The organism is Halogranum amylolyticum (assembly GCF_900110465.1).
Taxonomy (GTDB): domain Archaea; phylum Halobacteriota; class Halobacteria; order Halobacteriales; family Haloferacaceae; genus Halogranum; species Halogranum amylolyticum.
Window position 1 is genome coordinate 25,609 of record NZ_FODV01000001.1, and the last position, 13,114, is coordinate 38,722.

Below are 13,114 nucleotides of genomic sequence, written 5' to 3' on the forward strand. Positions count from 1 at the left end.
AGAATTAATACACTACCAAGTCACATTTGCGGTCCTTGGTGCCTCTGACATTCCTGTAGGGGGGGAGTTATCTTCCTGTTCTGGTTGTCTCTCCAGAGAGTTCGCTCACACGTTCGTATTTGCCATGCTGTCTCAGGAGCTCTGCGAGGCATCGCTGACGGTATCGCCAGAATCTATCGTACAACTCGGAGCTGGACGAGACCGGGCCGACAATCATCCTTGTTAGGTCATCAATCAATAGGTACACGAGCCGACCCACGCCGCTGCGATGAGAGAAAAACAGTGAACCTTGATATGCCGGTATCCACTGAGTCTGGCTATGGACCGTGAGACACTCGCACAGGCGTTGGAGTATGCGGACTTGACATCCTATCAGGCGGATGCATACCTCACTCTCCTTGGGATGGGTGTATCGCCAGCGATCGAGGTAGGCCGTAAAAGCTCGGTCCCAGTCTCACAGGTTTACGACGTCCTTCGAGATTTAGAAGCGAAAGGATACGTCGAGACTATCGAGCGGGAGAAACTCCACGTCCGCCCGTGCGAGCCCGAGGAGTCGATGGCCGACTTAGAATCCAGAGGCGATCTCCTCCACGATGCGGTCGAAGAGGTACGCGAGCGGTATCGACAGCCGAGTCGCGTTGACACACGTGTTGGGGTCACGAAACGCGTTGAGACGGCCGTCGAGAACGCACAGAACCTCATCGGCGAGGCCGGAACCGTCGTCGAAGTTGCAGGAACGTTCGAGCAGTTACAGCGACTGGCACCCATGCTTCAGGACGCCCGCGAGCGGGGCGTCGTCGTTCGCGCCGCTGTCTATGTTAACGACGACCAGACACCGCCAGCGGAGTTCGATCCGACTTATGGATTCTCAGAGTTGCGGGCGTGTACCATCCCGGGTCCATTTCTCGTCATCATCGACCGGCATCGGACCTGTTTTGCACCGAACACTCGCTCCGATGAGGACTACGGCGTCCTAATCAACGATCGCATCCTTCCATTCGTGTTCCACTGGTACTACCTCACCTGCCTGTGGGACCTGTATCCGCAGCTCTATGTCGACGATGCCGACAGGCTGACTTACGTTGCCCTCGAGGAGTTCATCCGCGACTACTACCCCCTCTTCGAAGACGACTACGAGTTGGAAGTCGTCGTCAACGGCATCGACCTGAAGACAGAGTCGGCAACGACATTGGAGGGAACGGTCCGGGACCTCTCATTTCTCGGTGATGGACACCCGCGGGAAAAGCTGAGTCTCTCGGACCTCGGGTCCTACAAGACCGTCCGACTCGAGACCGAAACCGGCAGCGTCGTCGTCGGTGGCTGGGGTGCCGTCTTCGAAGACGTCGAGATGCGAACGATCTCGCTCGTCGGCATCAGTCCAGGGAAGCAACTGTTCCCCGACGATTGATCTGGAAACCAGATCCAGAGCGTGCAGTCGCTGTCAGTCGTCGACGACTGCCGTGAGCGACGCGTCCAGTGACTCACATCGAAGCGAGAGTTCGCCCGACTCGAACCGACTGCTCCCGTCGGGACGAACGACGTCGAACGTCTCGGCTGCAATCTCGAACTCGACGGTCGTCTCCTGACCCGGGTCGAGTGAGACTCGTTGGAAGCCGACGAGTTCTTTGACCGGCGTGACGACCGATGCGTGCTCACGACCGCCGAACAGGTGAACGACCTCGTCGCCGGCCCGCTCACCCGTGTTCGCGAGTGTGACCGAAGCTGTGATCGATTTACCCTCGGCGAGCGACGCATCCGACACCGACAGCCCGCGATACTCGAAGTCGGTGTACGAGAGGCCGTGTCCGAACGCCCACAGTGGGTCGTACGACGGCAGATGTTCGTCGTCACCGATCGGGTAGGGATGCGGGAGATAGTTGTGTCGGACTGGGAGCTGTCCCTCCGAGCGCGGCACCGAGATCGGGAGTTTGCCGCTCGGGTTGTTGTGCCCGAACAGCGTCTCGGCGACTGCCTGTCCACCGTCTGCGCCTGGGTAGTACGCCTGGACGATTGCGTCGACGTGGTCAGCAGCCCATGGGACAGCGAGCGGTCGTCCAGAGACGAGGACGAGCGCCGTCGGCGTTCCCGTCTCGACAACCGCTTCGAGGAGCGTGCGCTGTGCATCAGGGAGCGTCAGCTCCGACCGGTTCGGGAACGCTTCGGTCGGCCCGTTCACATCTTGCGGCCCGAACTCGTGGAGATACCAGTTCTCTCCGAGTACGACAACGGCAGCGTCGGCGTTTTTAGCGGCTGCGACTGCCGCATCGAGGTCAGCAGGTTCGTCGATGCCCGACCCACGCTCGAAGCGAACTGTCGTGTCGGCGGCGACGACGGATTCGATGCCCTCCTTGATAGTCGTTCCATCGAGTTCGTGCGCTTCTTTGAGGCTCCAGCCACCAACCTGGTTCGTCAGGTCATCGGCGTTCGGCCCAGTGACGAGTAGTTCACCGACGTCAGACTCGAACGGCAGACAGTCGTCATTTTTCACCAGCGTCATCGACTTGCGTGCTGCCTCGAGAGCGACATCTCGGTGGGCGTCGGTGCTGAGTGTGTCTGCGGACTCGTCGGTGTCGACGAACGGGTCCTCGAACAGTCCGAGGTCAGACTTGAGTTGGAGGACACGACGGACGGACGCATCGACAGCCGCTTCGTCGACTGCGCCGGACTCGACGAGCGAAACCACGTGGTCAACGTGTGCAGCTTCGCCCAGCGAGTGGACATCGACACCAGCGGTGAACGATTGGTAGATAGAGTCCTTCGGACTCGTAGCGACCCGGTGGTTCTCGTGAAGCATGTTGATGCCGTTCCAGTCGGACGCGACGTAGCCCTCGAAGCCGAGGTCCTCGCGAAGGACATCGGTCAGCCAGTACTGCGAGCCATGAGAGGGTTCGCCGTTGATGGAGTTGTAGCTCGGCATGACGCCTTCGACATCTTCGGCGAGTACCTTCTCGAACGGCGGCAGGAAATCACGGTAGAGCGACGAGAGCGACTTGTCGACTGGTGAGGCGTCTTCACCGCGTTCGGGTTCGCCGTACGCCGGGAAGTGTTTCGCCATCGCTGCGACGTCGACGGGTGCACCACGAATGCCGCGGGCTTTCGCCGCGGCGAGTTCCCCGACGAGATACGGCGACTCGCCGAACGTCTCGAAGGTACGTCCCCAGCGCGGGTCGCGGGCGACGTCACAGGTCGGCCCGTAGGTGAGACTCGACCCCGTCGCGGCGACTTCGGTCGCCGTGACAGTGCCGATGTGTTCGGTAAGCGTTCGATCGCGGGCGGCTGCGACGGCCATGTTGTGCGGAAAGACCGTCGTGTCTTCGACGTACGCATGCCCGTGAATTGCGTCGACGGGGATGAGAATTGGAATCCCGAGTCGGGTCTCCTCGCGGGCGATGCGCTGGAGTTCGTTGGCGATGTCGACGACTTCCTCGGAGTCGCGATGCGGCGACGCGCCGTAGCCGAACGGTGTGACGAACCCGATTCCGTGCTCGCGAATCATCTCTTTCGTGTCGTCGACGGTTCGGGTCTCGCCCATCGTACCGACGTAGGTACCCGCAAGTTGGGCAGCCTTCTCGCGAAGCGTCATCTCCTCGAGGAGCGTCTCAATGCGGTCGTCCATCTCGTCTGTCTGCGTCATCTGCGTGTCGTGTGTCGTCATAGAGTTGTGGTGTTGGAAGTCGTATTGTTCGCGGCGTCGGTCACCATCACGGCAACCGTCGTCGGCGTGTTCTTCGTCCGGAGGTCCGCCGTCCCCGAGGCGCTGCGCCCGGAGACAGACGTCGTCATCTCGTCCAGCACCGTCCCCGCATCGTTACGGAGGTCGACCGTGACCGACTGGAGGTCGCCGTCGGCGTCCGAGACGGTCCAGTCAACGATCGCGTTCGTCCACGGTCCCTTCGTGCTGGTCGTTGTCGATACCGAGTCGATGGTGGGTACACTCGACCCCTCGGAGCCGCCCGAGTCGGAACTACCGCCCGTCGTCGCCAGCGAGTTCGCTGGGACCGACAGCGACGTCCCATCGGAGAAGGTCACGGTCGTCTCAGTGTCGGCTGCGTTGTAAGCGACGTAGGTCTTCGCGGTGCCGTCGTCGAAGACGGCGGCGAGCGGTGTATCAGCCGAAACACTGGCGTCGACCGCACCGAGACCGTCCATCGCCGTCAGCCAGCGGTAGGTGTGAGCCTTCGACTCGCCGAATTCGACGGCGTAACTGGACGCCCGCCCCTCGAACAGGTTCAGGGCGTCGGCCGGGTCGCTGAACGCCCGGTACTCCCAGAGGATGTCGGGCCAGTAATCGAAGTAATCGCCACCGTTGGCGTCGACGAGTTCGGTGTACGTCGACGCTGCAGCTGCCCGATTCCGACCGAGCGACAGCGAGTGTCCGCCGACGGGCAGTGCGTTGATACCGTGGATGGCTTCGACGTCGTCGGTCCACCAGGTGTCGTACTTGTAGCCGCCACCCCACACGATCGCGGCGTAGCTGTAGTTCCACGACGAGGGGTGGTTCTCCTCGTCTACGTCGTACCAGTACTCGTCGACGGCGGCCGTCTCGTGAGCGACGAGATACGCACCGAGGTCACGGAGTTCGGTGTCCCCGGTGTACTCGCCATACTGGAGAATCGCTGCGTACGCGTTGACAGCTTCCGACGAAGATTCTTGGTTGTTGCCGAGTTCGTAGCCGGCGTTGCCAGAGGCCCACGAGTGGCCGGCATACGGAGCGAAGTTCCGCAGGAACGGGTACATCGAGTCCGTCCGCGAGGGGTTTGCGTAGTCGCGGATAATGTGGTCGATCATCTCGCCCCAGTTGGACGCGTCGGCCCACGTTGGGTTCCGCCGTGCAATCTCGGCGGCACCCTTGACGTAGTAGCCGTAGTGGAAGTGGTGGTCGTTGAGGTCTGCCCCAGAGCCGAAAGAATCGTTGTAGCCGATGAGCGTCCCCCACGTGTCGTCGTAGTAGAAGACATCCTCCGAGTCGGTCGACCCCGAGACAGACGCATCAAGCCACGTCTCCAGATCGGTTCGGAGGGCTGTAATGAACGTGTCGGCGGCGGTCATGTCGCCGACCTGTTCGGCGATGGGACGTAACTGAGCGAGCCGCTCGTAGTTTTTTCCCGTCCAATAGGTTCCGTCACCGGGCGTGTCCGAACCAACACGAACGAGCGGCGACTCCGCCTCGACGTCGTCGACGTAGCCAGCGAGCCGAGTCTGGTCGACACTACCGATGTCGGGCATGTACGGCAGGACCGGCGGGAGATCGAGGGCCATCTCGAAGGAGGTGCCGGTCGTCGTCTGCATCGTCCCGCGTGGGGAGACGAACGTATCGCCATCCAGTGTGGTACTGGTATTCTTGTGCTGATGTGGGTAGAGAGCGGCGATAGTGCCGGTTGCCGACGACTCGGCGCGATCGGTCGTCTCGAACGTGTGGGTCGTCCGCACCTCACCGGCCGCCTCGTCGTAGGTCCACGAGACAGTAGTTCCAGTAATCTGGTTGTAGGCGTACGATTCGTAGCGCGAGAGCGCCGTCGTCGTCGCCTCGGGAAGGACGGCAATCGTGAGGTAGCCTGCCCCGTCAAGCGCGCTGGTCAGCGTCGCGGATCCGAGACCACTCCACGTCGACCCGCTGGGGGCGAAGAGACCGTAGTGGTGGCCGTTGACCGAGAGACCGAGGACGTTGCCCTGGTCTGCCCAGACGGTGGGCGTCACAGCAAACGTGAGTTCTGCGTCCGCACCCGAGATTTCCGCGAACGCGAACGGTGAGCCCTGCGTGAGAGTGATGTCGAGCGTCGGCGTCGTCGAGTCATTCGCCCCCCAGCAAATGTCGGTGTGCCAGTCACCGTAACCAGCACACTGCGTGTCAGCGAAGGAGCCGCCCGTCGTCGAGAGGGTGACGTCGGTGCTATCGTCCATCGCAGCGATGTTGTCACGATTACTGTCCCCCGAGTCGTTCGTGAACGTCCACTCCGTCGGGTGTGAGAGATCCAACCCCTCACTCGTCGGCATCGCAGCGAGTGGGTGGGCCCACAGCGGAGCCCCGTATTGTTCGAAGAGGATGCTACTCCACCAGTCGTTCGTCGGATACGGTGCGGAGATATCGCCCGTGGCGTAGACTGTCGCCGGCGGCGACCCCTCCCCGCTGGGAAGCGTCGTAGTGTAACTGCCAGCGCCGACGCTGACCACACTCGAATCTGCTGCGCGGCCCTCCGAAGAGTAGCCAGCAATGCTGGCCAATCCGAGTGCGCCGACACCACCGAGGTAGTGGCGGCGACTGAGTGAGTGAGTCGTGATCGACTCCTTCGATGCGTTCGCGTCGTCTGTCGTGTGTTCGTCTGTCATGTGTGCGGTGTGAGTTACTTCTCCGCTCCGTCGAGCGGGGCGCTGTTCCAGTAGGCATCGTCGTCGGTCGAGCGATAGCAGGCGACGCGGTGTCGGCCATCGTCACTGACGGCGGCCACGTCCGGTGTCGCTTCGCGACACTGCTCAGTGGCGTTCGGACAGCGGGTGTGGAATCGACAGCCTGTCGGCGGGTTCACCGGGTCGGGAATGTCGATCTCTCGGACGGGCGGTCCGGTTGCTCCCTCCTCGACGCCGAGCTCCGGCGTTGCCCACTTCAGTACCTTCGTGTAGGGGTGCTGGGGGTTCTGGAGCACTTCCTCGGCCGGACCGAGTTCGACCAGTTCACCGAGATACATCACGCCGAGGCGGCCACCCGCATGTTCGGCGATGTATCGTGCGTTCGAGAGGTCGTGGCTGATGAACAGGAAGGACGTATCGAACTCCGCCTGGAGTTCGAGCATCAGGTCCATCATCTCGACGCGAAGGCTCACGTCCAGCGCCGACACAGCCTCGTCGGCGAGAATCACGTCCGGGTTCATCAGGAGTGCCCGGACGAGCGCGATGCGTTGTTTCTCGCCACCCGAGAGTTGGTGGGGGTAGCGGTGGGCGTAGTCCTCCGGCGGCGACATTCCCACACGCTCGATGAAGTGGAGGATACGCGCCTCGCGGTCCTCCGGGCCGAGGTCGGGTTGCCACCGTTTCAGCGGGGCGGCGAGCGACGAGAGGACGGTCCGGTTCGGGTTCAGTGCCGCGCCGGGGTCCTGATGAATGATCTGCAGCGACCGACGAATCTCCTCGAAGGGAATCTCGGGGCTGGAGCCCCAGCCTTTGGCCTGCCAGATATCCTGCCCGCGATAGCTGATCGAGCCGCCGGTCGGTTTCTGGAGACCGACGGCCGTCTTGCCGAGCGTCGTCTTGCCGCTGCCGGACTCGCCGACGATGGCGACGACGTCGTTACTGTCGATGTCGAGGTCGACCCCGTCGACCGCGCGGACCGTATCGCGAGTTGCGAAGGGGTTCACTCCGCCACCAGCCTTCTCGAAGTGGACATCGACATTCGAAAGCGAGAGAACCGGCTCGTCGGCACTCATCGCTCCACCCCCGTCGAGAGGGGAATCTCGTCATCAATGTCGAGCCAGTGGTGACAGGCGACCTCGTGGGTCTTCGTTACCGACTCCATCGGTGGCTTCACGTCCTCACACTCCGGTGTCGCCATCGGACAGCGTTCGTGGTACGGACAGCCCGCAGGGACGGCAACTGGGTCGGGCGCAGCGCCTGCAATCGGTCGCATCTCCGAGAGTGGCGCGTCGAGGTTCGGCGTCGCATTGAGCAACGCACGGGTGTAGGGATGTTTCGGGTCGCGGACCATCTCCGTCGTATCGCCGACTTCAGCGAACTCGAATGCGTAGAGGACACCGATACGGTCAGCCAGCTTCGTGACCAGCGGTAGGTCGTGCGTGATGAAGACCATCGTGAGGTCGTACTTGTCACGCAGTTCCGACAGCAGGCTGATGATCGAACGCTGCATGAGCAGGTCCAGCGCGGCCGTCGGCTCGTCCATCACGAGCACCTCCGGCTCTAGAACCAACGAGAGTGCGATGAGCACTCGCTGTTTCATCCCGCCGGAGAGTTCGTGGGGATACGAATCGAGCACGCGGTCGGAGTCGAGATAGAGATCCGCGAGAAGTTCCTTCGCACGTTCGAGGCCCGCAGCGACGTCGTAGTCGTGCGCCTCTAGCGTCTCAACGAAGTGCTCGCGGAAGTCCATCGTCGGGTTGAACGAGCTCATCGCTCCCTGGAACACCATCGAGATCTCTTCCCAACGGAGGGTCCGAAGCGGCCCCTTCTCAAGTTCGAGTACATCGACTGACTCGTCGTCAGGTGAGTGGTAGGTAACGGTACCGTCGGTACGACCCGGTTCGACGACGGCGTTCAATAACGCCGAGGCGAACATCGACTTCCCACTCCCGCTCTCGCCGACGATGCCGAGAATCTCGCCTCGACGGATGTCGATGTCAACATCGTGGAGAACACGGGAGGTCCCACGGTCCATCTCGAAGGAGACCGATAGATTCCGACACTCGAGGATGACGTCATCGGCGCTCGGATTCGTGGCGGCATCGACGGCTGTCGCGACCTCCGTGGTTGGCGAGTTGCTCATTGGTCACCTCCGATAGACGGGGCCGGTGACGCGGGATCGGGCGACGCTGGGTCCGATGACGAGGTGTCGTCGACCGTCGACGTCGTGTTCGCGTGTCGAGCGCGGACGCGGGGGTTGAACACACGGTCCATCCCCTGGGCGAACAAGATGAGTGCCATCGACAGCAGGATGATGGCGACCATCGGCACGAGGAGCCAGTGGGCGGCATCAAGCGTGAGCATCCCGCCGTTCGAGTAGGCCAGTTGGAGCATGACGCCCCAGTTGGCAATCTCCGAGAACGGCAAGAGACCGAGGAAGTAGAGGCCGACCGAGGCGAAGATGACCCCGCGCATGGCGTTGACCATGTTGATCATCACGAACGGCATAATGTTGGGGACGACCTCTTTTGCGACAATCGTGGGCGTCGACAGCCCCATCGCCTGTGCGGCCTCAACGTAGGAGGTCGAGCGGATGGTGAGCACCTGTGAGCGGATGGCCCGAGCCATCCCCGCCCACGCCTGCAGTGAGAGAACGATGCCGAGCACGACCGGACTCTTCGGTTCGAGCAGCGCAACGAGGATCAAGAGGAGCGGAAGCCCCGGCAGGGTCATCACGATGTCGATGACTGTCGAGAGCGTCTGGTCGACGCGGCCACCGCTGTAGCCGGCGAGTGCACCGACGCTCGTGCCGAGCACCGTGACGAACAGCCCGGCGGTCGTAATCATCGTGAGCATCCGTGGGGTGGCGTGGACCACCTGTTCAAGGATACCGCGACCGACGTTGTCGGTGCCGAGTGGCCACTGCAGCGCCAGCCACGGGAGAGAGACACCGAACAGCTCTGTCGTCGTCAGCGCATACCAACTCCCACCGACGAGCCCGCCCTCGAAAGGGCCGACAAGCAGTGGAGCCTGCCCGACGCTGGGTTCAGCGATCAGATGTGGGCCGATCAGTCCCATGAAGCCGAAGCCGACGAGGAGCGTCACGCCGATCCGCGCGCGAACGTCGTTCCAGATGACGCGAAGCGGGGCGGCGAGCCAGAGGTCGAGCACGCGACGGACCTGCTCGGAGCGGGTCAACGAGGAATCGGCGACGGTCCCGAACCCACCGGAACCGCCAGTCGCGAACGTATTGGGGTGGTTCTCCCGGCTCATGCGGAGTCACCGCCCGTGGAGACACGTGGGTCGACGAGGCCGTACGTCAGGTCGGCGATGAACGCACCGACGACGACGGCAAGCGTGATGAGGATGAACCCGCCCATCATCAGTGGGTAGTCGCGCGCCTCGACGGCGGCGACGATGTAGTAGCCGAGCCCTGGGTAGGTGAACACCTGTTCGAGGATCGCAGAGCCACCGATGACGCCGCCAAACGCGAGCAGCAAGCCCGTGTACATCGGGAGGATCGCGTTACGGGCGACATACCGCAGGGCGATACGCGTATCCGAGAGGCCACGAAGCCGAGCGACCCGGAGGTAGTCCTCACCGAGCACCTGGATGCTGTTGCCGCGCATGGCGAGAGCGACGCCACCGAACCCGGTGATGACGACGGCCCCGATGAGGAGACTCGCGTGGTAAATCGCGTCGGCGACGAACTGGAACGTCGCGACGGGTTTGAGTGGATCAACGATGGGCACGACCGCCGAGGAGATGTGCCCACTCGTCGGGAACCACCCGAGCGTGAACCCGAAGATGTAGAGGAACAACAGGCCCGTCACGTAGTTCGGCGTCGAGTTGAGCACGATGCCGAGACCCGTCGTGCCCATGTCGAAGCGACTGCCTTCCCAGTAGGCCATGATCGAGCCGAGCGAGATGCCGACGACGAACATGAGCAAGATCGCGACCGAGAACGCAAAGATCGTCCACGGGAGCGCCCCGCCGAGCACTTCAGCAACGGGTGCGTTCTGGCTGATCGACTGTCCGAGATCTCCCTGCAGGACGCCGAGCACATAGTCGAGATACTGCTCGTGGAGCGGCGCCGAAAAGTCGACGTTGATGTAGTTCGCGACTCGTCGGTTGATCTCCTGTTGGGAGAGGCTGGGGTTGTTGCGGATGAGCTGGCCGCGGAGTTGGTCGGCGGGGTTGCCGGGCATGAGCCGGACCAGCCCGAACGAGAGCGACACCACGACGAACGTCGTGAAGAGCGCCTGGAGCGTTCGCTTGACGAAGTAGTCGTACATCTGTGACTCACTCCGGCGTGGCGGTTAGTTTGCCCTCACGGGGGAGGTAGTACTGTGGCCAGTCGACGATAGCGGCGACGTCCTCGTCGGTAACGGTGTTCCAGTCGTCGGTCGTCAGCCACGACTGGTCGACCTTCTCCATCAGGGGCGCCATCGGGAGATGCTGGTTGACGATCCACGCGAGTTCCTGCGTCTTCTGTTTGGCTTTGTCACCGGAGAGGCCGGCGAGCTCCTCTAGTTCAGGCTCCAGCTCGACCGTTCGAGTCTCGCCGTTCGGGTTGCCGAGTGGCGGCACCTCCACCGAGCGCGGGAAGTTCAGGACATCCCGCGAACGGAAGCCGTTGAGGAGCTTGTTGAGCGAGAAGTACGGGTACAGCTTTCCGTCGGGCCATCCGAGCCCGGCAACGACGTACTCTTGGTTGCCGTAGATGTCGCCCCAGTATGACTGACTCGGATTGAGCGATGCCTCAATGCCAAACTCGTTGAGGTCCTGGACGATAGATTGGCCACCAGCGGTCCAGTCGTTCCAGCCAGCCGGAATCTTATACGGGAACTCGAGGGTCTTCCCATCGGCGTCGACCCACGTGCCCTCGGCTTTCGAGAAGCCAGCTGATTCGAGCAGTTGCGCCGCCTTCTCAGTGTTCGGCTCGTACTTGTCGAAGTCGGACAGCGAGTTTCCGAGCCACTCTTTGTAACTGCCATCGAAGTTGCCGGGCAGTCCACACGGAACTTCGACGGGGACGTGCATCTTACTGCCCGCGGTCTGGGCGAGTTTCTCGCGGTCGATGACGTACTGGATCGCCTGTTTGACCTTCTGTTGGCTGTAGTGTTCATGTTTGTGGTTGAACATGATTCCCATCCCCCAGTTGGCGGGCATCTGGATCTCACGGACGTGGTCACCGTAGGACTGCGCGATGTTGTCGGGCGTGAACACGTTGTCGATGCCGTCGATACTGTCGGTTCGCAGTGCCTGCCACTGCTTTTGGTTCGACTGGAGGTAGTCCCACCGCATCTGCGCGAAGTTGATCTGGTCGGCATCCGGGTGATCCGCGAAGCGCTCGGCAAGCAGTTCCTGATTGCGGGCGTGGACGAACGCGAACGGTCCCGTCCCGTTGGGTTTCTCGAGCGTCTTCTCGGTGAGTCCCGGCGCCTCACCGTCGGCCTCGTAGGCGTCGAGGAACTCTTGGAACTCTTCGCGTGGGGTGTCGAGCGCGATCGGTTTCAGCGAGTAGAGGAACACTTCTTTGGCGACCGGGCGTTTGAGCCCGAGTTCGAGCGTCGTATCGTCGACGACGCTGACGTCCTCAGGGGCGACGATGTTGCTGAGGGCGGCCCCATCGTGAATGTCGAGTTTGAGTTTGAACGCGACGTCGTCGGCTGTCACCGCCTCGCCGCTGTGCCAGTGGTAGCCTTCACGCACTGAGAGCGTTACCGACTCGTCGCCGATCTCCCACTCGCTGAGGACGCCAGGCATGAACGTGCTCGTCGCCTCGTTGACGTAGAGGAGATTCTCGAACAACGCGAATGCCGCCCGGTCGGGGTACTTCTGGCCGTACGGGTTGAACTGCATGTCCTTCGGGACGTTCGTCGTCGCCGTGACGAACGTCCGGTCGGTCATCGAAACACTGTCTGAGCTCTGTGTCGCGTCGTCGCCAGCGGCCGACGTGCCTGCGCCGTCGCCGGCGGCTTCCGTATTCGAGCCAGCACAACCGGCGACGCCGATGGCTCCAGCCACTCCAACAGACTGGAGGAATCGGCGACGTGTTTTTCGTCGGTCTCTCTGTCCTGTGTGAGTCTTGGACATGGACATTCAATTCCCCTCGTAGTACATATGTATTTTTCATGATAGTTTTGGTGTAGGAGTCTAATAAATACTTTAGCTGATATGTTTCAGCAAGCTAGGATAGGATGTAGTCGCGCATGCCCGCGAGTCCACGATCGAGCAGTCTGGTGACGAGAGAGAACGGATGTTACGGTTCGAACAGTCGCTGGCCACGTCGGGCAGCGATAGCGAGACCGACGACCGTGAGGAGGATGACCCCAAGTGAGACCTGCAGGATGGCGTATTCACTCGTGCCTGCCTCGACGAACTGGAACGCGATGACGAGAAGCACGAGCAGTGTCGCGTCGAGTGCGAACAAGACCGACAGGAAGTTCCGACGCATACAGACTCCCTGCGACCCACCTTCAAGAGGGTTCCGCCGGTGAGCGGCCTCCCGCCGACACCGCTCACCAACAACGTTGACCAGTCCGAACACATTCCCAACACGGAAACGCCTCTGTGAGACCGTCACAGTCACAGCCTTCGTCGTCTGGCTCTGTCGCCTCCCATCCGACGGGTCCTCCGAAGGTGCAGCACTGTCCGCCACTGGCCAAGTCATCGCTATGATGAGCACCATTTCGATGAATCCCCAGGTGGAACAGTCACCCCTAATTCTGTCAATACCCAATTCACAACAATTGGGACGCGAAAT

General features: G+C 62.0%; 9 protein-coding genes. 1 reads left to right on the plus strand and 8 read right to left on the minus strand.

Annotation, left to right across the window (positions count from 1 at the left end; all coding sequences use genetic code 11):
- The first annotated feature begins 319 nt into the window (after positions 1–319).
- Positions 320–1,408, plus strand: coding sequence for a TrmB family transcriptional regulator (locus BSG17_RS00120; RefSeq protein ID WP_089820456.1), 1,089 nt, complete (start codon positions 320–322; stop codon positions 1,406–1,408).
- Between the two features lie 33 nt (positions 1,409–1,441).
- On the opposite strand, the gene BSG17_RS00125 is transcribed toward BSG17_RS00120, so the two are convergent.
- From BSG17_RS00125 to BSG17_RS00155, 8 genes are all read right to left on the minus strand, one after another.
- Positions 1,442–3,655 (minus strand): glycoside hydrolase family 3 N-terminal domain-containing protein, encoded by a 2,214-nt coding sequence (locus tag BSG17_RS00125; protein ID WP_244531446.1) that lies wholly within the window; start codon positions 3,653–3,655, stop codon positions 1,442–1,444.
- Positions 3,652–6,327 carry a glycosyl hydrolase gene (locus BSG17_RS00130; protein WP_089820457.1) on the minus strand — a complete coding sequence of 892 codons (2,676 nt, stop codon included), beginning with the start codon at positions 6,325–6,327 and terminating at the stop codon, positions 3,652–3,654. Before BSG17_RS00130 ends, BSG17_RS00125 begins: the two co-directional genes overlap by 4 nt.
- 14 nt (positions 6,328–6,341) lie before the next feature.
- Complete coding sequence (locus BSG17_RS26655; RefSeq protein ID WP_170864666.1) at positions 6,342–7,418, minus strand: ABC transporter ATP-binding protein; 1,077 nt, start codon at positions 7,416–7,418, stop codon at positions 6,342–6,344.
- A complete protein-coding gene (locus tag BSG17_RS26660) occupies positions 7,415–8,488 on the minus strand; it encodes an ABC transporter ATP-binding protein (protein ID WP_170864667.1) in 1,074 nt (357 codons plus the stop codon). Before BSG17_RS26660 ends, BSG17_RS26655 begins: the two co-directional genes overlap by 4 nt.
- Positions 8,485–9,618, minus strand: a complete 1,134-nt coding sequence (locus BSG17_RS00140) for an ABC transporter permease (RefSeq protein ID WP_089820458.1) — start codon at positions 9,616–9,618, stop codon at positions 8,485–8,487. Before BSG17_RS00140 ends, BSG17_RS26660 begins: the two co-directional genes overlap by 4 nt.
- Positions 9,615–10,640, minus strand: a complete 1,026-nt coding sequence (locus BSG17_RS00145; protein WP_089820459.1) for an ABC transporter permease — start codon at positions 10,638–10,640, stop codon at positions 9,615–9,617. The genes BSG17_RS00140 and BSG17_RS00145 overlap by 4 nt, the downstream gene beginning before the upstream one ends.
- Before the next feature lie 7 nt (positions 10,641–10,647).
- Positions 10,648–12,444, minus strand: a complete 1,797-nt coding sequence (locus BSG17_RS00150; RefSeq protein ID WP_170864668.1) for an ABC transporter substrate-binding protein — start codon at positions 12,442–12,444, stop codon at positions 10,648–10,650.
- Positions 12,445–12,610: 166 nt separating this feature from the next.
- The gene (locus BSG17_RS00155) at positions 12,611–12,805 is read right to left on the minus strand and encodes a hypothetical protein (RefSeq protein WP_089820461.1); all 195 of its coding nucleotides are present in this window, start codon (positions 12,803–12,805) and stop codon (positions 12,611–12,613) included.
- Positions 12,806–13,114: the final 309 nt, after the last annotated feature.

Excerpts from the sequence above, each read along its gene's own strand:
- BSG17_RS00145 (WP_089820459.1), bottom strand. The coding sequence starts at position 10,640 with ATGTACGACTACTTCGTCAAGCGAACGCTCCAGGCGCTCTTCACGACG.
- BSG17_RS00155 (WP_089820461.1), bottom strand. The coding sequence starts at position 12,805 with ATGCGTCGGAACTTCCTGTCGGTCTTGTTCGCACTCGACGCGACACTG.
- BSG17_RS00130 (WP_089820457.1), bottom strand. The coding sequence starts at position 6,327 with ATGACAGACGAACACACGACAGACGACGCGAACGCATCGAAGGAGTCG.
- BSG17_RS26655 (WP_170864666.1), bottom strand. The coding sequence starts at position 7,418 with ATGAGTGCCGACGAGCCGGTTCTCTCGCTTTCGAATGTCGATGTCCAC.
- BSG17_RS00120 (WP_089820456.1), top strand. The coding sequence starts at position 320 with ATGGACCGTGAGACACTCGCACAGGCGTTGGAGTATGCGGACTTGACA.
- BSG17_RS26660 (WP_170864667.1), bottom strand. The coding sequence starts at position 8,488 with ATGAGCAACTCGCCAACCACGGAGGTCGCGACAGCCGTCGATGCCGCC.
- BSG17_RS00150 (WP_170864668.1), bottom strand. The coding sequence starts at position 12,444 with ATGTCCAAGACTCACACAGGACAGAGAGACCGACGAAAAACACGTCGC.
- BSG17_RS00125 (WP_244531446.1), bottom strand. The coding sequence starts at position 3,655 with ATGACGACACACGACACGCAGATGACGCAGACAGACGAGATGGACGAC.
- BSG17_RS00140 (WP_089820458.1), bottom strand. The coding sequence starts at position 9,618 with ATGAGCCGGGAGAACCACCCCAATACGTTCGCGACTGGCGGTTCCGGT.